General features: G+C 71.9%; 17 protein-coding genes. 7 read left to right on the top strand and 10 right to left on the bottom strand.

The window, feature by feature from the left end:
* The first annotated feature begins 269 nt into the window (after positions 1 to 269).
* Positions 270 to 467: a hypothetical protein gene (locus ACFWBW_RS38950; protein ID WP_385383683.1), complete on the top strand. Its 198-nt coding sequence runs from the start codon at positions 270 to 272 to the stop codon at positions 465 to 467.
* A gap of 14 nt (positions 468 to 481) precedes the next feature.
* Here the strand turns inward: ACFWBW_RS38950 and ACFWBW_RS38945 are convergent, their stop codons facing one another.
* The 4 genes from ACFWBW_RS38945 to ACFWBW_RS38930 form a co-directional block, all read right to left on the bottom strand.
* The gene (locus ACFWBW_RS38945) at positions 482 to 757 is read right to left on the bottom strand and encodes a helix-turn-helix domain-containing protein (protein WP_385383680.1); all 276 of its coding nucleotides are present in this window, start codon (positions 755 to 757) and stop codon (positions 482 to 484) included.
* Positions 758 to 911: 154 nt separating this feature from the next.
* Positions 912 to 1,865, bottom strand: coding sequence for a DUF4304 domain-containing protein (locus tag ACFWBW_RS38940; RefSeq protein ID WP_385383677.1), 954 nt, complete (start codon positions 1,863 to 1,865; stop codon positions 912 to 914).
* 160 nt (positions 1,866 to 2,025) lie between these two features.
* Positions 2,026 to 2,670 (bottom strand): DUF6461 domain-containing protein, encoded by a 645-nt coding sequence (locus ACFWBW_RS38935; protein ID WP_385383674.1) that lies wholly within the window; start codon positions 2,668 to 2,670, stop codon positions 2,026 to 2,028.
* A 100-nt stretch (positions 2,671 to 2,770) separates the two neighbouring features.
* Positions 2,771 to 3,334 carry a TetR/AcrR family transcriptional regulator gene (locus ACFWBW_RS38930; RefSeq protein WP_385383671.1) on the bottom strand — a complete coding sequence of 188 codons (564 nt, stop codon included), beginning with the start codon at positions 3,332 to 3,334 and terminating at the stop codon, positions 2,771 to 2,773.
* A 156-nt stretch (positions 3,335 to 3,490) separates the two neighbouring features.
* On the opposite strand from ACFWBW_RS38930, the gene ACFWBW_RS38925 reads away from it, so the two are divergent.
* Positions 3,491 to 4,750: a PucR family transcriptional regulator gene (locus ACFWBW_RS38925; RefSeq protein WP_385383668.1), complete on the top strand. Its 1,260-nt coding sequence runs from the start codon at positions 3,491 to 3,493 to the stop codon at positions 4,748 to 4,750.
* Here ACFWBW_RS38925 and ACFWBW_RS38920 read toward each other — a convergent pair.
* The 3 genes from ACFWBW_RS38920 to ACFWBW_RS38910 all read right to left on the bottom strand — a co-directional run bounded on the left by ACFWBW_RS38920 (position 4,632) and on the right by ACFWBW_RS38910 (position 9,388).
* Positions 4,632 to 6,608, bottom strand: coding sequence for an APC family permease (locus tag ACFWBW_RS38920; protein WP_385383665.1), 1,977 nt, complete (start codon positions 6,606 to 6,608; stop codon positions 4,632 to 4,634). The genes ACFWBW_RS38925 and ACFWBW_RS38920 overlap by 119 nt on opposite strands.
* 67 nt (positions 6,609 to 6,675) lie before the next feature.
* Positions 6,676 to 7,131, bottom strand: coding sequence for a (2Fe-2S)-binding protein (locus ACFWBW_RS38915; protein ID WP_385383660.1), 456 nt, complete (start codon positions 7,129 to 7,131; stop codon positions 6,676 to 6,678).
* 22 nt (positions 7,132 to 7,153) lie between these two features.
* Positions 7,154 to 9,388 (bottom strand): molybdopterin cofactor-binding domain-containing protein, encoded by a 2,235-nt coding sequence (locus ACFWBW_RS38910; RefSeq protein WP_385383657.1) that lies wholly within the window; start codon positions 9,386 to 9,388, stop codon positions 7,154 to 7,156.
* Between the two features lie 390 nt (positions 9,389 to 9,778).
* Between ACFWBW_RS38910 and ACFWBW_RS38905 the strand changes: the two genes are divergently transcribed.
* The gene (locus ACFWBW_RS38905) at positions 9,779 to 10,027 is read left to right on the top strand and encodes an SCO4226 family nickel-binding protein (RefSeq protein ID WP_385383653.1); all 249 of its coding nucleotides are present in this window, start codon (positions 9,779 to 9,781) and stop codon (positions 10,025 to 10,027) included.
* A gap of 253 nt (positions 10,028 to 10,280) precedes the next feature.
* Entirely contained in the window at positions 10,281 to 11,708 is a 1,428-nt protein-coding gene (locus ACFWBW_RS38900; RefSeq protein ID WP_385383650.1) for a PP2C family protein-serine/threonine phosphatase, read from the top strand.
* 167 nt (positions 11,709 to 11,875) lie between these two features.
* Here the strand turns inward: ACFWBW_RS38900 and ACFWBW_RS38895 are convergent, their stop codons facing one another.
* Positions 11,876 to 13,357 carry a hypothetical protein gene (locus ACFWBW_RS38895; protein WP_385383647.1) on the bottom strand — a complete coding sequence of 494 codons (1,482 nt, stop codon included), beginning with the start codon at positions 13,355 to 13,357 and terminating at the stop codon, positions 11,876 to 11,878.
* A 230-nt stretch (positions 13,358 to 13,587) separates the two neighbouring features.
* Between ACFWBW_RS38895 and ACFWBW_RS38890 the strand changes: the two genes are divergently transcribed.
* Complete coding sequence (locus ACFWBW_RS38890) at positions 13,588 to 14,712, top strand: aminoglycoside phosphotransferase family protein (protein WP_385383644.1); 1,125 nt, start codon at positions 13,588 to 13,590, stop codon at positions 14,710 to 14,712.
* A 51-nt stretch (positions 14,713 to 14,763) separates the two neighbouring features.
* Here ACFWBW_RS38890 and ACFWBW_RS38885 read toward each other — a convergent pair whose 3' ends face one another.
* Positions 14,764 to 15,936, bottom strand: coding sequence for an acyltransferase family protein (locus tag ACFWBW_RS38885; RefSeq protein WP_385383641.1), 1,173 nt, complete (start codon positions 15,934 to 15,936; stop codon positions 14,764 to 14,766).
* 274 nt (positions 15,937 to 16,210) lie between these two features.
* Here ACFWBW_RS38885 and ACFWBW_RS38880 point away from each other — a divergent pair, with 274 nt between their 5' ends.
* Both ACFWBW_RS38880 and kstD read left to right on the top strand, forming a co-directional pair.
* Entirely contained in the window at positions 16,211 to 16,402 is a 192-nt protein-coding gene (locus ACFWBW_RS38880) for a hypothetical protein (RefSeq protein WP_385383638.1), read from the top strand.
* Positions 16,403 to 16,616: 214 nt separating this feature from the next.
* On the top strand, positions 16,617 to 18,413 hold the full coding sequence (gene kstD / locus ACFWBW_RS38875; protein WP_385383635.1) for a 3-oxosteroid 1-dehydrogenase: 1,797 nt from the start codon (positions 16,617 to 16,619) through the stop codon (positions 18,411 to 18,413).
* 50 nt (positions 18,414 to 18,463) lie between these two features.
* Here kstD and ACFWBW_RS38870 read toward each other — a convergent pair whose 3' ends face one another.
* Entirely contained in the window at positions 18,464 to 18,964 is a 501-nt protein-coding gene (locus ACFWBW_RS38870; protein WP_266911468.1) for a hypothetical protein, read from the bottom strand.
* Positions 18,965 to 19,279: the final 315 nt, after the last annotated feature.

Genomic DNA, 19,279 nt, shown 5'->3' with positions numbered 1-19,279 from the left:
GGGTACGAAGTGGAAAGAGATCAAGCCGGCCCTGGGGGGGGGGGGGGTGTTGTTGTTTTTTTGTTTCTTCCTCCCCCCTTGCGTGGCCCCCTCCCCCTCCCCCCCCCCCCTCCCCCTGGGTTGTTCCCGTTTGGAACGCAACACCCCGGGCGGCGAGGGCGGGCGGTGCCATCTGCGGCGGCAACACCTGATCCCGCCGTGCCGCGGCCCAGGGGGATCAAGATGAAACGGGCGGCTCGCGCCCTTGCCGAGACAGGAGACACCAGCTCATGACCGTGCACGACGACGGCGCCGGGGAATGCAAGGCACCACAGCCCGACTCACCGTCCCACCCACCGCGACGGCGCCGACGGCACCGGCTCCACCGGCTGATGCGCCGCCTGCTGCGCCAGGCCGTGCTGGGTGCGGCCGGCGCCGTGGGCGCCGCGTTGATCACCTGGATGCTCACCTGGCTGCGGGCCCTCTGAGGGCAGCCTGGTCGTCAGGAAGCGAGCGGCAGGTCGTCCGAGAGCCGAAAGGACCCGCCCTCGCGCTGTACGTAGCCCTCATGGCTGAGGGTGCGCAGCAGGTGGTACACGGTGGGCAACGGGATTCCGGTGAGCCGGGCAAGTCGCTTGGCGGTCGCCCCGCCCTCCGCGTACATCGCCTCCACGAGCCGGCACGCCCGCTGCACGGAACCGATGAGGGTGGGTGCGGTGGTGGCGGTGCCGCCTTCCGTGCTGTCCTTACTGCCCTTCGGGCTGTGTTCGGTACCCATGAGTGGTCCCCCCTGCTCCGGTACGAGGCCTGGCAAACCCATCAAAGTCGCTCACCGGCCGCAAAACCAGCGGACGCGCGTAAACCTGAGCATAAGATCAGCTGGAGCCCGGCCCCCCGGAGACGGATACGGGCCGGATCGGATACGGGTCTGATCAGATGCGGCCCGGTGTCCAGCCCTCGATGTGCCAGGGCGCGCCGACGGTCAGCGCGTGCGGGACGCCGGAGACGGTGAGGCAGGCCTCGCGCGGGGTGCCCTGTTCGAAGGTGAGCCGCAGGGAGCCGTTGCCGGTGACCTCGGCCGTGTTGATCCGGCACAGGGCCAGTTCACCGAGGAGCGCCAGCGGATGGCCGGGGAGCATGCTGCCCGGGCTGGCGGAGACCCGGACGTCACCGTCGGCGGCGATGCCGACCCGGACCGAGCCGAAGAGCGGCTGCTCGAGCCGCCAGGGGGCGTCGATGACGATGCGGGCTTCGGCGTCGGTCAGCTCGTCGTGGACGGTGAGGAAGGGCGAGGCCCGGCGGCGCTCGCCCGGCTCCAGGACGAGGGTGCCTTCGACGTCCACGGGCAGCAGGAACTCCCCGGTCCCGACGGGGAACGGGCCGCTGTCCACCCGCAGGCACACCGGGTCCAGGCAGTCGGGCACCGGATCGACCACGGGACCCGGCAGCGGGGGCCGGTCGGTCACCTCGCCCCACAGCGCGGGGACGGCGTGGCGCAGCACCACGTCCGTGACCTCGTCCGCGGCGCGGGCGGCGGTGCGCTCGTCGGTGATGCTCCACCAGTGGTCGTGCGGATGGCCGAGGAGACGCCCGATCCTGGCGTGCCAGCCGACGGGGCCGACCCGGTTGGCGCTGAGCCGGGTCCCGAGGGCCGGCCGCAGGCGTCGCAGCGCCTCGTGTTCCTCGTACGGGACCGCGCGCAGGTTCACCGTGAACCTGCACTCGGCGGCCCCCGACGAAGCGCTCCGCTGGAAGCCGAGCAGCGCGTGGTCGGGTTCGGCGGCGCGGAGGCGGTACTCCAGCCCCGATCCGGTGAAACCCGCGTCGCGCAGTGCCGGGGCGATCCGCTCGCGCAGCATCTGGTGGAACAAGTCGGTCGCGTTCACCCCCGTAGTGTCACAAGACGCACCCTCCCCGGCCAAAACCATCCATGCCCGGGCGCCCCGGATCCGGACCGGGGGGCCGGCGAAGGTCCGGCGGCGACTGGCCCGGCGCCACGGGGAGCGGCCGGCGCAGGAGATCGTACGGAGCGGAAGCGGTGGCCCGCTACTGCGTGCAGGTCACGAAGGCCGGGAGCGGGGTCTCCTCGACGAGGCGGCGGGGCAGGGACAGTCCGAAGCGGTGTTCCAGTACGGCGAGGGTGAGGCGGTCGCGTTCCTCGTACGGTTCGTCCTCGGGGCGGGCGTAGCAGCCGTCCGGGGTGAGGATCTTGGCCTCGACCAGCTCCGGCAGGAGGAAGTCGGGCCGGTGCCCGCCGCGCCAGTGCTCCTCGCCGATGCCGAAGCAGCAGACCAGTTCGCCGTCCCGGGCGTACGCGAACTGCTTGGGCGGGTGGTCGGGCTGCGGGTCGAGGTGCACGGCCTCGATCCCGGAGCGGGAGACCTCCGCGAGGCGCTGCGCCCCGGCGGGCACTCCGTGTTCCACGGCGAAGGACCAGCCGCCCCAGCTCCCGACCCGGGCCACCCCGTCGCCGTCCACGGTCTCGGTGACCATGCTCCACGCGTCGATGGCGCCGAGCGGCCCGGGATGCAGGTCCGGCAGGGCGCCGAGCCGGGCGGCCAGTTCCTCGGGGCCGATGCCCCGGGCGAAGGTGAGGCTGACGTACCAGGCGCTCCAGTCCGCCAGCCACTGGATGCCGCCGTCGCGGGCGTCGGCGCCCTCGCCCGCGTCCTGACCCGTGCTGTCCGCCATTGCCACGGTCCCCTCCCGCCGTCTCCGCGAATTCCGCGATGCGAGCCGGTCCTCACGGTGCCGCCGGTCCTGTCCGGAACCGGCCCTACCGGCACGATAGTCAGTCGGCGGGGCGCTCCGGGAGGAGGCGCTCGACCATCGTGTCGATGAGCCCCTCCACCGGGTGGGGGTCCAGCAGCCCGGGCACGGTGAGGTCGTCGACGATCAGCCCGAGCATGGCCAGGTAGATCAGGACCACGCCCTGCCGGTCCCCGGGCAGCCCCGCGTCCAGGTGCCAGGCGATGTTCGCCTCCAGTTCGGCGCCCTGGAACCCGGCCAGCGCCTCCTGGAGTTCGGGCCGCCGGGTGGCCTCCAGGCGCAGTTCCAGCATCGCGGTGTGGACGCTGCGCTCGCGGCGCATGCGCTCCAGGAGCCGTCGCAGCAGCACCTTCGTGTCGAACGGGCCCGTCAGGTCCGCCGGGTCGGGGGTCAGCCGCTCGCGGGTGCGGTGCAGGATCTGCACGAGGAGCTGGGCGCGGTTGGCGAAGTAGTTGGAGGAGGTGCCGGTCGGCACCCCGGCCTCCTTGTCCACGGCGCGCAGGGTCAGCCCCCGCGAGCCCTCGCGGGCGAGGACTTCGATGGCGGCGTCGAGCAGCGCGGCGCGGCGCTCGGGGTTCTGGCGCATGGGTGGGGTCCCTGACCGTGTGGACGTGGCTGCGGACGGGACCGTCGGTATGACCGCCGCATATGCACTGCACGTGCAGTGCTTCGGACACGCTAGCGGACACCGCCTCGTCGAGGCCCTCCCCAGCGGCCCCTCCGACGTGCCACCCTGCCCGTCATGGAGCGGATCATCGGGGAGATACGCGAGGACCTGGACCGCCGGATCGCCCTGGCCGCCGAGCGGCTCGCCGACCGGGCACCGGACGGGGATCCGGCCTGCGCCGTCTACGTGGCCCTGCTCGGCCGGGCCGCCCTGCGCGAGCGGGTCCACCACCTGCTCCGCCAGGCCGTCGAGGGCCTGGTCCGCGAGGCCCGCGGTCTGCCGCCCGAGCTCGCCGAGGCCCGGGCCGACGGCGAGCTCCGCGCCCGGCAGGGCCTGCCGCTCGACTCCCTGCTGCGGGTCTACCGGCTCTGCGGCCGACTGCTGTGGCAGGTCCTCACCGAGGCCGTCGCCGCCCGGGACCGGGCGGCGCTGCCCCGGCTGCTGCCCGGTGCGCCCGCACTGTGGGACGTGGTCGACCGGATGGCGGACGCGGCGGCCGAGTCCTACCGCCGGGCCGAGGCCGTGCGCGGCGACCGCGAGCGGGAGCTGCGCGGGGCCCTGCTCGACGCCCTGTTCGACGGCTCGGGTCCGGCGGGCCGGTCCGCCGACTCGGCGCAGCGGCTCGGACTGCCGGAGCGCGGGCGGTTCGCCGTGGTGGTCCTCGATGCCGGGGACGGCGGGTGGGCGCCCCCGGAGGGCGGCGCCCCGCGCGTGCTGTGGCGGATCCGGGCCGACGGGGAGACCGGCCTCGTGGAGCTGGGCCCGCTGCCGCTCACCTCCGTGACCGACCTGCTCGCGCCCCTCGGCTTACGCGCCGGGGTGAGCCCGGTGGTGGAGACCCCGGGCGAGCTGGCGGGCGCCCGCAGGCTGGCCGTACTCGCGCTGCGCGCGGCGCCGGGAGCCGACGGCCCGCACACCGCCCTGCTGGACGAACGGCTCCCGGCGGCGCTGGTCGCGGCCGAGCCGGAACTCGCGGGCCGGCTGCGCCAGGTGGTGCTGGGGCCGGTCCTGGCGCTGGCCGCGGAGGACCGCAGGGTGCTGCTGACCACCCTGGGGACCTGGCTGACCTGCCGGGGCTCGACCACGTACGCCGCGCAGCGGCTGTACTGCCACCGCAACACCGTCTCGAACCGGCTGCGGCGCCTGGAGCAGCTCACCGGCCGCTCGCTGTCCGATCCCGCGCACGTCGTCGAGCTGGCGCTGGCCCACACGGCGGTCACCCAGCGCCCGGCCGGGCCCCCGCCCCCTCCTGCCGCTCCCCCGGTTCCTCCTTCTCCGCCGGCCGCGCGGACTCCAGCAGGTACGGCACGTCGATCACCGCGACCCCGGGCGTGAACAGCAGGCGCGCCTTGAGCCGCAGCGCGTTCTGGTTGTGCAGGGGCTGTTCCCACCAGTGTCCGACCACGTACTCGGGGATGACCACGGAGAGCATGTCCGTGCCCTCGGCGGCCGCCTGCTCCTGTACGTAGGCCAGCACGGGCCCGACCACCTCGCGGTACGGGGAGTGCAGCACCTTGAGCGGGATGCCCGGGTCGTGGTCCGCCCAGTCCGCGCGCAGCCGGTTCGCGCTCTCCTCGTCGGCCGCGACCGAGACGGCCGTCAGGGTGTCGGGGCGCAGCCCCATGGCGAAGCCGAGGGCCTTGAGCGTGGGGGCGTGCACGGACGCGACGAGGACGACGACGTGGTGGCGGGCGGGCTTGCGGGGTTTGACCCCGGGGGCCACGGCGAGTTCGCGGGCCACGGTGTCGTAGTGGCGGCGCACGCCTTTCATGCCGATGAAGAGCAGCGGCATGGCGATGACGACGAGCCAGGCGCCGTGGGTGAACTTGGTGATCAGGACGATGACCAGGACCACGAAGGTCATGGTGGCGCCGACCGCGTTGATGGCGAGCCGGCGGTGGATGTGGATCCGCTCCTCCTTGCGGGTCTCCGGGGAGGCGAGCTCCGTCTTCCAGTGCTTGACCATGCCCGCCTGGGAGAGGGTGAAGGAGACGAAGACGCCGATGATGTAGAGCTGGATGAGGCGGGTCAGCTGGGCGTCGAAGGCGACGATGAGGCCGATGGCGGCGAGCGCCAGCAGGACGACGCCGTTGGAGTAGACGAGCCGGTCGCCGCGGTTGAAGAGCTGGCGGGGCACGTACCGGTCCTTGGCGAGGATCGAGGCGAGCATCGGGAACCCGTTGAAGGCGGTGTTGGCGGCGAGGATCAGCACGCCGGCCGTGACAGCCTGGAGCAGGTAGAACATGAAGTGCCAGCTGCCGAAGGTGGCCCGGCCGATCTGGGCGAGCGCGGTGGACATCGGGGTTCCGGGGGCCAGGCCCAGCTCGGTCGGGTCCGCGGCCACGTGCACCTTGTAGTTCATGGCGAGGACGGTGATCCCGGCGAACATGGTGACGGCCAGCGCGCCCATCGCGGCGAGGGTGGTCGCCGCGTTCTTGCTCTTCGGCTTCTGGAAGGCGGGGACGCCGTTGCTGATGGCCTCGACGCCCGTGAGCGCGGTACAGCCGGAGGCGAAGGCGCGCAGTGCGAGCAGGACCACCGCGAGGCCGGCGTACGTGCCCTCCGCGCTGATCGGCAGATCGGCGGATTCGGCGCGGATCGTGGCTCCGGTCGCGAGCCGGTAGGCGGCCACCGCGAACATCAGGTAGATGACGAGGACGAAGCCGTAGGTGGGGACGGCGAAGACCCGGCCCGATTCCCTTACCCCGCGCAGGTTCATGAGGGTCAGCAGCACCACGAAACCCACTGACAGGGGGACTTCGTGATCGGAGAGGGAGGGGATCGCGGAGGTGATCGCGGCGACACCGGAGACCACGGAGACGGCGACCGTCATGACGTAGTCGACGAGCAGGGCGCTCGCGGCGGTGAGGGCGGCGGTCTGGCCGAGGTTCTTGGAGCTGACGATGTAGGCGCCGCCGCCGCCCGGGTAGGCGTAGCAGGTCTGGCGGTAGGAGGCGACGACGACCACGAGCAGGAACACGATGGCGGCGGCCGCGTACCAGGCGAGGTGGAGCAGCGCGACCCCGCCGAGGGCGAGGATCAGCAGGATCTCCTCTGTGGCGTAGGCCACGGAGGAGAGCGGGTCGCTGCAGAAGATCGGGAGCGCGAGCCGCTTGGGCAGCAGGGTCTCGCCCAGGCGCGCGGTGTCGAGCGGTTCGCCGACCAGCACACGTTTCGCATTGATACGCCTCATTCAGGCATGATCAGCCAAAACCGTGCCGTTTCGCCCCATATAAACCCTGTGTCATGGGGTGAACCGACTACATCTTCGCCGCCGCGCTGCGGATCGCCTCCCGGATGCGGAAGTACGTGCCGCAGCGGCAGATGTTGGCGATCGCGTCGATGTCCTCGTCCGTGGGCGTGCTCGTCCGCTTCAGCAGGGCGACGGCCGCCATGATCTGGCCGGGCTGGCAGAAGCCGCACTGGGCGACGTCCTGTTCGAGCCAGGCCTCCTGCACCGGGTGCAGGTCCTCGCCGTCGGCCAGTCCCTCGATCGTGGTCACCGCCTTCCCCGCGCACGCGGAGACCGGCACCACGCACGGGCGGACGTCCACCCCGTCGAGGTGGCTGGTGCAGGCCTTGCAGACGTCCACTCCGCAGCCGTACTTCGGTCCGCGCACGCCCAGCATGTCGCGCAGCACCCACAGCAGGGGCAGATCGTCGGGGGCGTCCACGGTGACGCTCTGCCCGTTGACGGTGAAGGTGTGCGAGGGCACGGCTCGGCTCCTGGCTTGCTGACTAGCGCGGGTACGGGGTGAAGTCGACGTCGAAGTCGAGGGGGAAGCTGCGCGGCTTGGTGCCGGTGGCCCGGGCGTAGGCGTTGGCGATCGCGCCCACGGCGGCGGGCAGGCCCAGCTCGCCGGCCCCGCCCGGCTCGGTTCCGGTCGCCGGGAGCACGAAGACGCGTACGTCCTTCGGGGTGTCGCGCTGCTGCGCCCAGTGGAACTGGCTGTAACTGCCTTCCAGCGGGAGCCCCTTGTCCAGGTGCAGGCCGGCCTTGAGCGTGGTGGAGATCGCGTCGGTCAGGCCGCCGATCATCTGGGCCTCCAGACCGCGCGGGTTGACGGGCAGGCCCACGTCGACGGCGATGACCGCCTTCGTGACGCGGATGTGTTCCGGGTTCCTGGTGTCGATCTCGACCAGGCAGGCGGTCCTGGACTTGTACTCCTCGTGGAAGGCGATGCCCTGGGCGCAGCCGGCCGGCATGGCCCGGCCCCAGCCCCCCTCGGTGGCGGCCTTGTCGAGCACGGCGCGCTGGGCGGCCGTCTTCAGGAAGGTACGGCGGAACCGGTACGGGTCCCGGCCGGTCGCGGCGGCCAGCTCGTCGACCACGATCTCCTCGGCCCCGCGGGTGTTCGCCGAGTACACCGAGCGCCAGGAGCCGGTGGGAACCCCGGTCGGGACCTCGGTGAGCGCCTGGGTGGTGAGTCCGAAGTTGTACGGGGACTTGATCGTGGTGAGGAACAGGGTCTGGGCGAGGGTGGCGTTGCCGATGCCGAGCGGGAGGCTGGCAGCGGTGGCGGTGATGATCTCGCCGAGTCCGTGCCGGAAGTCGGTCTCCGCGGCGGCGACCCGGTGCTCGAAGCTGAGCACCTCGCCCAGCAGGTGCGTCGCACGGATCTTGTGGTGGGTGGCGGGGCGCATCCGGCCGTGCCGGGTGTCGTCCACGCGGGTCCACATCAGCCGGACCGGGCGGCGGCAGGCCTTGGAGATCCGGGCCGCTTCCAGGGCCGCGTCGAAGAACAGCCGCCGGCCGAAGGAGCCGCCGGCCTGCACCACGTGGACGGTGACCTTGTCGAGGGGCAGGCCGAGGTCGGCGGCGATCGTCTCGCGGGCCACGATCGGCGATTTGAGCCCGGACCAGATCTCGGCGCGGTCCTCGCGGACGTCGGCGACGGCCGAGTTGGTCTCCATCGGCGCGTGGCTGACGAAGGCGAAGTCGAACTCCGCGTCCACGTGTGCGGTGAGCAGCGGCGGCACGAGCAGCGGCGGGGTGGCGGCGCGCAGCTTCGTCCGCACGCCCGCGTCCGAGAGCTGGTCGGCCGGGCCCGGGCCCCAGGTGACCTGGAGGGCGGCCTTGGCGTCGAGGGCCTGGCCGAAGGTCTCAGCGACGACGGCGACCCCGGTGGCGACGGTGACCACGTGCAGCACGCCGGGCATGGCCCGGACGGCGTCGAGGTTGGCGACGGAGCGGACGCTGCCGCCGAGGGTGGGCGGGCGGCGGACCACGCAGGGCTTGGCCCCGGGCACGTCCAGGTCGAGGGTGTAGCGCTGGGCCCCGGTGACCATGGCGCGGGCGTCGATCCGGCTGGTGGGCTTGCCGACCAGGGCGTGCTTCGCCGCCGGCTTGGGGGTGGCGCCGAGGACGATCAGGGCGGGGTCGGCGGCGGCCGCGGCGAGGGAGCCGTAGGCCGCGGTGCGGCCGTCGGGGGCGCGGACGGCGCCGTTGGCCGTGGTCAGGGTGGACGCCGGGAGGCTCCAGCGCACGGCGGCGGCCGCGACCAGCCGGGCCCGGGCGGTGGCGGCGCACTGACGGACGGGGCCGTAGAGGGAGCGGATGGAGTTGGAGGATCCGGTGAGCTGGTTGAAGAGCAGCTCGGGTCGCGCGTCGTCCAGTTCGACCCGTACGGCGGCCAGCGGGGCGTCCAGTTCCTCGGCGACGAGCATCGCCACGGCGGTGGTGAGGCCCTGGCCGACCTCCTCGCGCGGCAGCCGGAAGCGAATCGTTCCGTCGGCCTCCACGGCGAGCGCGAGCAGGGCGGAGGTGGGGGCTCCGGCCAGGATGAACAGGTCGCCGAGGTCCACCAGGTCCGCGATGGCGGGCAGGGTCGGGATGACGGCGTGCGCGGGCTGCGGGGCGAGGAGGTCGGCGCCGGCACGCGTGACGAGGGCGAGGGTCGGGGCGGCGACCAGATAGGTGAGGAAGGACCGCCGGCTCTGCCCGTCGTTCGGCGCGTGGCTCTGCCCGGTCATCTCGTCGTGTCCCCAACCCTGCGTGCGGCCCGTCTCAGCGAGCCTCCCCGGCTCATTACCGGCACGTAGAGTAGCGACCCCGGAGGGTGGTGGGAAGTCCGGATCAACTGCCGGGCGGAATATCGGACATACCGCCGGCTGGAGCGGAGAGCCGGACGGACGGCAACGGCGGCTGCCGGAGCACGGGGTCCTTCGTTCGGGGGATGCCGGCACGGCCGTGTTGATCCGGGTCCCGCGCCGTCCTCCACCGGTGCGCCAACATGCCGGCCTCGTACACCTCGGCCGTACGATCGATCGCCCTCACCCGGAAGGCCGGTTTCCGGCCGCGGGAGGACGATGGAAGGAGGACACGCAGTGCCACACCGAGCAGAGGGAGAGAGGTGTGCGGCAGTGACGAAGTACATGGACGTCCACCACGGCATGACCGGCATCACCGCGGAGCAGTTGAAGGCCGCCCACAACGCCGACCTGGCCATAGAGAAGGAAGAGCGCGTGCACTTCGAGCGCGCCTGGGCCGACCCCGCGTCCGGCACGGTCTACTGCCTCTCCGAGGCCCCCTCGGCGGAGGCCGTCCAGCGCATCCACGAGCGCACGGGGCACCCCGCCAGCGAGATCCACCCGGTGCCGCTGATGATCTGACCCCCGGAACAGCCCGGGAACGACAAGGGCCGGCGGGGCTTCCGCGCCGGCCCTCCGGTATGGGCTGACCGGATTCGTTCGCACACTCCAGGAGCGCCGGAAGGCCTCAGGCATATGCCCGAGGTAAGTCCGCCGCAGATGTTGCCAAACGCCTTACAGGCCGTCGCTCGCTGTGCCAAAGTCGTAACCGGCCCTTCCTTCAGAACCGGTCCCTCCTCAGACTTGGCCGTGCCGCGCCTGTATCGGAGTTCAGATGCCGTCCCACCTGTACGCGGACCGCCCCGCGCAACCCCCTGAGCCAGGGTCGGTGGACGCGCTGATCTCGCAGACCCGACAGCTCCGGGGCGAAGTCGACGCCGTCCGCCGTGACACCGTCGTGGACGACGACGACGCCCAGGGCCGCTGGCAGCGCGCGCTGTGCGATCTCGCCGTCCACCACCTCGACGACCTCCGCGCGCACCTCGGTCAGCTCAAGGAGGGGCTGCCGCCCGTCTCGCCCGAGTCGGCCGCCCTGCCGCAGGCCGCCCCCGAGACGGGGGCCGAGGCCCAGCAGACCAGGGTCGGCAGCGCCGAGTGGAACCTGCTGACCGATGAGGTCAGTTGGTCCGACGAACTCTTCCAGATCTTCGGCCGCTCCCCCGAGGCCGGCGCGCTGCCCCTCGACGAACTGGGTTCCGCCCTGTTCTCCGAAGACCAGCCGCTGCTGACCGCGATGGTGACCGCCTGCCTGGTGGACGGCAAGCCCATAGACGGCGAGTTCCGCATCGTCCGGGCCGACGGCCGGGTCCGGACGCTGCACATGAGGGGCGAGCCGGTACTCGACTCCGACGGTTGCACGGCCACCATGTGGGCCGTGCTGCGGGACGTGAGTGAACTGCGCCGGAGCCAGCGGGCGGTGCGCGAGTCCCGGGACTCGCTGCAGCGCCGGCAGGAGATCGCGCAGACCGAGCGCCGGCTGGCGGTCGAGCTGCAGGAAGCCGTGCTCCCCCCGTGGCGCGGCTCCCTGCGGTTCCCGCACGACAACACCGGGGCGCTGGACGTCGCGGCGCACTATCTGCCCTCCGCGACCAGCGCGCTCATCGGCGGGGACTGGTACGACGCACTCGAACTCCCCGGCGGCGACTCGATGCTGACGGTGGGTGACCTCACCGGGCACGGGGTGACCGCGACCTCCGGCATGGCGATGATGCTCGGCGCCCTGCGCGGGATGGCCATGGCCGGCATCGAGCCGGGCCCGCTGATGGGCTGGCTCAACCAGCTCCTGGAGACCTCCGTCCAGCCGGCGCTGGGATCCGCGGTGTGCTGCCGCTACGATCCCGCGCGCCGGGTGCTGTCCTGGGCCCAGGCCGGACACCCCGCCCCACTGCTGTTCCGGCGCGGCCAGGGCCGTTCGCTCCTGCCGCCCGAGGGCGTCCTGCTGGGAGCGACCTCCGGAGCCACGTACGGCCAGGCCGAGGAGCGGCTCGAGGTCGGCGACGTCCTCGTCCTGCACACCGACGGACTGACGCCGCGCAGCATCGAGTTCAGCAAGGCCGACGGGACCGAGCGGCTGCTGGCGCTGGCACCGCACTTCTCCGCAGCCCGGTCCTCACAGGACTGCGTGCGCCTGGTGATCGGGGAGTTCGGCGAAGGCGAACGCGAGGACGACGCCTGCGTCCTGGTGGCCCGGATCGGCTCGTAGCAGCGAGCAGCAAGGGGCGAGGGACGGGCAGCTCGTAGCGGGCCGCAGGCGATTCGCGGGACTCAGGGCCGCGCCGGAAGGCGCGGCCTCTCTCGTCCTCGGCCTTCTGGTCCGCGGCCCTTCTGGCCCTCGGCCCTTCTCGCGCTCGGTCCGGGCGGTCACCCGTCTCAAACCGACCGCGCCACGGGGCTGTTCGGGAGGGCCAGCTTGATCTCCTCGCGGAGCTCCTCGATGCCGGCGAATCCGGAGTACTGGCCGGTCAGCCGGTACATCTCGCGCAGCCGGTCCCATGTCCGGTGCGAGGAGGTCTCGTTCATCGAGACCAGCGCCAGGCGGGCGTAGCGGTCGGCCTGTTCCGGGTCGTCGGCGATGAAGCAGGCGGAGGCCATCGAGATGTAGTCGAAGATCTTCGAACGCTGGTGGCCGTCGGCCCGCAGCCGCAGGGCCTCCCTCGCGTGCTGCTGCGCGATGGTCGCCGCCGAGGGGTCGTGGTCGGCGAGGGTACGGAAGGCCAGCGCCTGCATGCCGTGCAGATCGGCCTCGTCGAAGTGCTGCATCCAGGACGGCGGCGGCACGTCTCCCGAGGTCGACACGAACAGGTCCTCGGCCTCGCCCAGGGTGCGGCGCATGGCCTGCCCCTTGCCGAGCGCGGCCTGCGCCCAGGCCTCGATGGTGTGGAGCATGGCGCGGGTGCGGGGCAGGGTCTGCTCGCCGGACCCGGACTGTGCCAGCTTCATCAGGTCGAGGGCCTCGTTCGGCTTCCCGAGGTGGACCATCTGACGGGCCGCGCGGGAGAGCGCCTCGCCCGCGCGCGGCCGGTCGCCGCCCTCGCGGGCCGCGTGCGCGGCGATGACGAAGTACTTCTGCGCGGTGGGCTCCAGGCCCACGTCGTGTGACATCCAGCCCGCCAGGACCGCCAGGTTGGCCGCCACCCCCCAGAGCCTGCGCTGGAGGTGGTCGGGGTGGTGGTACGCGAGCATGCCGCCCACCTCGTTGAGCTGTCCGACCACGGCCTTGCGCTGGAGGCCGCCGCCTCTGGAGGCGTCCCAGGCGCGGAAGACGTCCACCGAGCGCTCGAGGGCCTCGATCTCCTGGGAGCCGATGGGCGCCGCCTCGTAGCGGTCGTAGCCCGCGGAATCGGCCTGGAAGGCATCGGCGTGGCGGTGCGCGTCCTTCGCGCGGGCGGGGTCGGTGTGGAGCCAGTCGTGCATGGCGTTGCCAATGGCGGAGCCGGCGGTGAGCACGGCACCCGCGCTCATCAGACCGCGACGGTTGAGCATGAGGTCCATTCCCGTGAATTCGGTGAGGACCGCGGCTGTGCGTTCGGGCGCCCAGGGCATTCCGTCGGGGTTCTCCTGCTCCCCGTCCGGTTGTCTTTTGGCGGTGCGCCGTTGTCGTACGAACCCGAGGTCCTCGATGGTCACGACACGACCGAGCCGCTCGGTGAACAGTGCTGCCAGTACCGTGGGCACCGGTTCGCGCGGGGTCTCCCCCATGTCGATCCAGCGCCGCACCCGCGAGGTGTCGGTGGCCAGCTGGTGGTGGCCCATCGAGGCCGCCTGCCGGTTGACCATCCTCGCCAGTTCGCCCTTCGACCAGCCGGCCAGGCCGAACAGGTCGTTCAGACGGGTGTTTGGACCTTTGCTCACGTCAAGCCCCCAGGTTCTCGGCTGAGTTGACAGTAGCCCCCCGTCAGATGCCGAGCGACTATTCGCCAGGGTTCGCCAGGGCACGCAATGTGGTCCGCCACCCACGCCGGGGTGTCAGGTAGGAATGCGCCTCCCCGACCCGGTCACCGACGGAACTCCCCAGGGTGATGCACGGGATCCGGCGGGGCGGCGTACGCAACTCGTCGGCGCACGAAGGGATCCGTAACGCCATGTACGCAGCCACGTCCTCCGTGTCCGCCCCGGTCCGGCCGCACCGCACGCTCCCCGCGGGCGGCGGCCCCTACCTCGAACCCGGCCGCTCCGCGGCCCCGGCGCAGGGCGCCGCTCGGGCGCGGCGGATGTCGGGTACCGGATCTCAGCCGCTCAGCGGGAGAATCGACCTGTCGGGCCCCCAGGGGGCGCAGTTGCGCACCGCACTCGCCTCCGTGCAGCGCATCTGTCCGGAGTTCGCGCCGGTCCAGGTACTGCGCCGCAGCGGCCGTTCGGTCCTGCTGGTGGGAACCACCGGACGGATGACGGCCGTCGCGAAGGTATTACTGGATCACTCGCCCGAGTGGCGCGAGCGGTACCGGCACGAAATAGCGACGTACCGGACGTTCGTCCGGCACCGCCCGCAGGTACGGGTGCCGCGGCTGATCGCCGCCGATCCGGAGAACTGCGTACTGATCGTCGAGCGGATGGCCGGCCGGGTCGCCGCGCTCCAGCGGCATCCGGTGGAGGCCCCGCCGCGGGCCGACCTGAGGGCGGCGCTGGGAGCGGTGCGCCAGGTGAACGGCTGGCGGCCCGCCGACGAGCTGTTCGGGCGGCCGCTGGACTACGACCGGCGGATCGCCCGGGACTACCAGCTGGGCCTGTTGACCGACCGCGACTTCGGCGATCTGCAGAAGCTGCTGCACGGCGTGAAGATGTCGGGCAACCCCTGGCAGTTCAACCACGGCGACGCACTGCTGTCGAACCTGCTGCTGTCCCCGACGGGTCCCGTGCTCCTCGACTGGGAGCACGCGGGCTGGTACCGGCCGGGCTACGACCTGGCCACCCTGTGGACGGTACTGGGCGACGCCCCCTCCGCACGCTCCCAGATCAGCCGCCTGGCGCAGGCGGCCGGACCGGCCGCGCGGGACGCGTTCCTGGTCAACCTCATGCTGGTGCTGACCCGGGAGATCCGGATGTCGGAGACGGCCGTGCAGCGCTCGATGCTGGCGACCACCCCGACCCAGGCGCTGCCGGCGGGCTCCCAGTCCTCCGGCGAGGAACAGCGCCTGCTGCTGCGCCGCCTGCACGACGATGCGGGCATGGCCCGCAGGGCGGTCCGCGCGGCGGTGGGCACGCGCTGACCCCCCGCCGCCCGACGGTCCCGTCGGCCCCGCTCCGGCGGGGCCCCGCCCCTAACCGACGGGACTACCGACGGGGACGTCCTGCTCCTCTGATCGCCTGACGGCCGGGGAGTGGCGTTCGACGTCGAGGCTGTTGCGGGGCCGCTTGCGGGCGGGGGTGTTGCGGCGTACGTCGTCCACCCCGCGCCGCATCGCGTCGCGGAGCCACTTGCTGGCGGGGCGTTCCACGAGCCGGTGGATCAGCCAGGCGACGACCATCATCAGGACGGTCACCGAGACCAGGAGGACCCCCGCGGGCACATCGTTGCGGAAGTGGTGGATCAGGGTCATCCCGACGTACATGTGGATGAGGTACAGCGGGTACGTGATCGCCCCGGCGGTCGACAGCCACTTCCACTGCACCTTGTCGAAGGCGCCCAGTGCGATCGCGGCGATCACCGCGAAGCCGGCGATCACGATCAGCCGGACGGGCCAGGTGGGCAGCAGGTTGGCCGCGACCTTGCCCAGGCTGATCTCCATCCGGTAGTGCAGGTAGCGCTGGGACAGCAGCAGCTGCATCACGACGATCCCCCACAGCATGGGGTTCGACCCGTAGCGGCGCATGAGGTAGAAGGCGATGCCGGCGATGAAGAACGGGGCGTACACGGGCATCGCGAAAGCCGCGAGCAGGGGGGAGCCTAGTGAGGGCGCCAACGCCGCGGCCACGGTCCAGACCCCGCAGAAGATGACCATGTTGCGGTAGGTGACTCCGCAGAGGACGACGATCGCCATCAGCACGTAGAACTTGAGCTCGACGAAGAGCGTCCAGTAGACGTCGTCGACGTTCCGGGTGTTGTTGCCGGCCTGCAGCATCGTCAGGTTGACGATGACGTCGTCCCAGCCGCGTATGGAGTGGATCTCCGGCCACGCCTTCACGACCAGCGCGGTGAAAGGCACGGCGACCCAGTAGGCCGGGAAGAGCCGGGAGACCCGCGATATGGCGAAGTCGCCGACCGTGCGCCCCCAGACGCTCATGCATATGACGAAGCCGCTGACCAGGAAGAAGATTTCAACCCCGAGCCACCCGAACTGGGCGAAATGGTGAAGGGTCGGAAATATCGTGGTCGGGTTGTGCCCCCAGGGGCGACTCAGAGCCGCGTAGTGGTACAGGACCACCATCAGGGCGGCGACGAGGCGGAGCCCATCGAGCGCCGCAAGTCTGGTCTTGAGCCCAGGCTGGGGCATTGTGAATCCTCCGTGCCGCCACCGGCGACACCCTGAAGTGAGAGAGAAGCCTCCGACAGGCGCATGGACGCAAACCCATGTGTTACCTGTGGGAAACTTGTGTGCGGGACATATTCTCATGAAATCCAAAGACTTCGAATGTGACGACGAACATGGGGAGCGCCCCTTACCGAAAGGGCCATAGGCCCCTCTGGGCGATCGGCCATGGTGCGTCGCCATAAACCGGACTGGTGTCCGCCCCGGCGCACGCCGGGGCGAACAGGGGGAGGAAAACATGCGCATGCGCAATCTGACGGCCGCCGTCGCCCTGCTGGCAGGGCTCGTGGCGACGGGGGCCGGGACGGCGACGGCGGCGGCCGGTGAGGCCGGGCAGTTGATCGCGGGCCCCACCCCGTACGCCAACTACGCCCCGGCGGGCGACGGGGACACAGCCGCCCGCACATCGGACTTCACGCCCAACAGGTGACGTGACCCGGGCCCGGCGCCCGGCCCCGGCCCCGGCCCCGGAAATCCCGTGGTGCGCACATCCGGTGCGTACACCACGGGATTTCCCATGTCCGCTCCGGGCGTGCGACTGGCGCGTATGCCTTGACTTCACATGATCCCCCGAAGACCTTTTCTGACTCAGCATCAGAATGCTGGATCCGTCCCCTCGCCCCCCTCTCCGCTGGAGCCTGCCCATGACCGCGAGAACCGCGTCCTCAGCGAGTCCCGAACCAAGCGGTGCCCTCCCCTCCCGCCGGACCGTCCTCGCCGCGACCGGCGCCGGGGTGCTCGCCGCCACCGGACTGCCGGCCGCCGCCGCGCATGCCGCGGACGGGCCCGCGCTCGGCGAGTACGACGTCGTCGTGGTCGGCTCCGGGGCTGCCGGGATGACCGCCGCGCTCACCGCGGCCAAGCGGGGCCTGAGCGTGCTCGTGGTCGAGAAGGCCGCGACCTTCGGCGGTTCGGCCGCCCGGTCCGGCGCCGGGATCTGGCTGCCCAACAACTCGGTGATCCTGGGCGCGGGCGTCCCGGACACTCCGGCGAAGGCGGCCCAGTACCTGTCGGCCGTCGTCGGCAGCGGCTCCTCCGCGGATCGGCAGGCGGCCTTCCTGTCCAACGGGCCGCGGATGCTGGACTTCGTGATGGCCAACAGTCCGCTGCGCTTCCGCTTCATGGACGGCTACAGCGACTACTACCCGAACCTCCCCGGCGGGCTCCCGAACGGCCGCTCCATCGAGCCGGACCAGATCGACGGGAACATCCTCGGTGCCGAGCTGGCCAATCTGAACCCGGCGTACATGCCCGTGCCGGCCGGAATGGTGGTGTTCAGCCAGGACTACAAGTGGCTCAACCTCGCCGCCGTCAGCGCCAAGGGGCTCGCGGTGTCCACCGAATGCCTGGCGCGCGGCACGGCGGCCGCGCTGTGCGGGCAGAAGCCGCTGACCATGGGCCAGGCCCTGGCGACCGGCCTGCGGGCCGGGCTGCTGCAGGCCGGGGTCCCGGTGTGGCTGAACAGTCCGCTCGTCGACCTGGTCCAGGAGGGCGGCGCGGTCACCGGCGTCGTGGTGGAGAAGGCGGGCGTACGGGGCGTGGTGCGGGCCCGCAAGGGCGTGGTCATCGGCTCGGGCGGCTTCGAGCACAACGCGGAGATGCGGGCCCAGTACCAGCAGCAGCCGGTCGGCACCCAGTGGTCGGTCGGCGCGAAGGAGAACACGGGCGACGGGATCCGGGCCGGCCAACGAGCCGGCGCGGCACTGGCGTTGATGGACGACGCCTGGTGGGGTCCGTCGATCCCGCTCCCGAACGAACCGTACTTCTGTCTGGCCGAACGGACCCTGCCCGGGGGCCTGATGGTCAATGCGAAGGGCGCCCGCTTCGTCAACGAGGCCGCCCCGTACAGCGATGTGGTGCACGTGATGTACGAGAAGGACCGGAGCGCCACCGGCTCGCACATACCGGCCTGGCTGATCGTCGATCAGAACTACCGCAACAAGTACCTGTTCAAGGACATCCTGCCGACGCTCGTCTTCCCCGACTCCTGGTACCAGGTGGGCGCCGCCAAGAAGGCGTGGACCTGGGACGCCCTGGCCAACCAGATCGGGGTGCCGGCCGCCGCCCTGCGCTCGACGCTCAACCGGTTCAACGGCCAGGCGTGGAACGGCACCGACCCCGACTTCCACCGGGGCGCCACCGCGTACGACCACTACTACACGGACCCGGGCGTGACGCCGAACTCCTGCCTGGCCCCGATCTGGGCGCCGCCGTTCTACGCCTTCAAGATCGTGCCGGGCGACCTGGGCACGAAGGGCGGCATCGTCACGGACGCGCGGGCCCGTGCGCTGCGCGCGGACGGAACCGTGATCCGGGGCCTGTGGGCGGCGGGCAACGCGAGTGCGGCCGTGATGGGCCACAGCTACGCGGGGGCCGGGTCGACGATCGGTCCCGCGATGACGTTCGGCTACGTGGCCGCGAACGACATCGCGGACGCGTGACGGCTGCGGCCGGCTGCCCTTCGGCTGACCCTGCCGGCTAGCCCTGTCGGCTAGCCCTGCTGGAAGAGCTCGGCCGGGAGCGGCTTCAGCAGCGCGTAGAGGTCGTCCGTGATCGGCCGGTCCCAGCTCGCGATGGTGACCAGCACGTTGTCGCTGCGGTCGAACTGCACGCAGCTGATCCGGCTCTCGGAGAGCTTGACCTTCCGGACGATGAGGAGGTTGTCGCCCTGCATGACGGGGCAGTCCTCGGCACCGGTGACCTCGACGTCCTCGTCGTTCTCGAGGGCGTCGAGGAGCTGGGCCACCTCGAAGGGGACCTGGCCCTCGGAGAGGTCACGCGCGGGGGAACCCTCGGGGAGGTTTCCGATGATCATTGCGGGGCCGCGTCCGCCGAACAGGTCGTAGCGGAGGAAGACACCCTGGCAGCTGCCATCGGGAGCGGGCAGCAGCCCGGCCCCGAGATTGCCCGGCCAGTCCCCCGGGTCCATGGCCAGGACGTCGAAGTCCGGGCCGGCGGGTGTGGCGGCGCGGTGGCGGCGGAGGAAGGACATGCCGCCATGGTACGTGCCCCGCCACGTTTCCCGGCCCTCCACCCCCTCACCCGGACCCACCGGGCCCCGGCCCCGGCTGTGGACATGCGGGTGCGCGGGACGAAGCCCCGCAGCGCCCCTTGCCGCTGCGCGGGGCCAAATCCCCGCAGCAACCTTCGCCGCTGCGCGGGGCCAAATCCCCTACCCGCCCTTCCACCGTTCCCCGGGCTCCGCCCGGACCCCCTGGGGCTCCGCCCCAGACCCCGCGCCTCAAACGCCGGCGAGGCTGAGATGGGCCCCTCCGGCGTTTGAGGAGCGAGGAGCGGGGTCCGGGGC

Source organism: Streptomyces sp. NPDC059957 (genome assembly GCF_042730015.1).
Lineage (GTDB): Bacteria > Actinomycetota > Actinomycetes > Streptomycetales > Streptomycetaceae > Streptomyces.
Note: the sequence above shows the minus strand (reverse complement) of the source record. Positions and strands in the feature narration are given on the sequence as shown.

What these genes read in the sequence shown, in the direction of transcription:
- kstD (WP_385383635.1), top strand. Translation starts at nt 16,617, where the DNA reads ATGACCGCGAGAACCGCGTCCTCAGCGAGTCCCGAACCAAGCGGTGCC.
- ACFWBW_RS38880 (WP_385383638.1), top strand. Translation starts at nt 16,211, where the DNA reads ATGCGCATGCGCAATCTGACGGCCGCCGTCGCCCTGCTGGCAGGGCTC.
- ACFWBW_RS38910 (WP_385383657.1), bottom strand. Translation starts at nt 9,388, where the DNA reads ATGACCGGGCAGAGCCACGCGCCGAACGACGGGCAGAGCCGGCGGTCC.
- ACFWBW_RS38945 (WP_385383680.1), bottom strand. Translation starts at nt 757, where the DNA reads ATGGGTACCGAACACAGCCCGAAGGGCAGTAAGGACAGCACGGAAGGC.
- ACFWBW_RS38950 (WP_385383683.1), top strand. Translation starts at nt 270, where the DNA reads ATGACCGTGCACGACGACGGCGCCGGGGAATGCAAGGCACCACAGCCC.
- ACFWBW_RS38920 (WP_385383665.1), bottom strand. Translation starts at nt 6,608, where the DNA reads ATGAGGCGTATCAATGCGAAACGTGTGCTGGTCGGCGAACCGCTCGAC.
- ACFWBW_RS38925 (WP_385383668.1), top strand. Translation starts at nt 3,491, where the DNA reads ATGGAGCGGATCATCGGGGAGATACGCGAGGACCTGGACCGCCGGATC.
- ACFWBW_RS38900 (WP_385383650.1), top strand. Translation starts at nt 10,281, where the DNA reads ATGCCGTCCCACCTGTACGCGGACCGCCCCGCGCAACCCCCTGAGCCA.
- ACFWBW_RS38930 (WP_385383671.1), bottom strand. Translation starts at nt 3,334, where the DNA reads ATGCGCCAGAACCCCGAGCGCCGCGCCGCGCTGCTCGACGCCGCCATC.
- ACFWBW_RS38885 (WP_385383641.1), bottom strand. Translation starts at nt 15,936, where the DNA reads ATGCCCCAGCCTGGGCTCAAGACCAGACTTGCGGCGCTCGATGGGCTC.
- ACFWBW_RS38870 (WP_266911468.1), bottom strand. Translation starts at nt 18,964, where the DNA reads ATGTCCTTCCTCCGCCGCCACCGCGCCGCCACACCCGCCGGCCCGGAC.
- ACFWBW_RS38890 (WP_385383644.1), top strand. Translation starts at nt 13,588, where the DNA reads ATGTACGCAGCCACGTCCTCCGTGTCCGCCCCGGTCCGGCCGCACCGC.
- ACFWBW_RS38935 (WP_385383674.1), bottom strand. Translation starts at nt 2,670, where the DNA reads ATGGCGGACAGCACGGGTCAGGACGCGGGCGAGGGCGCCGACGCCCGC.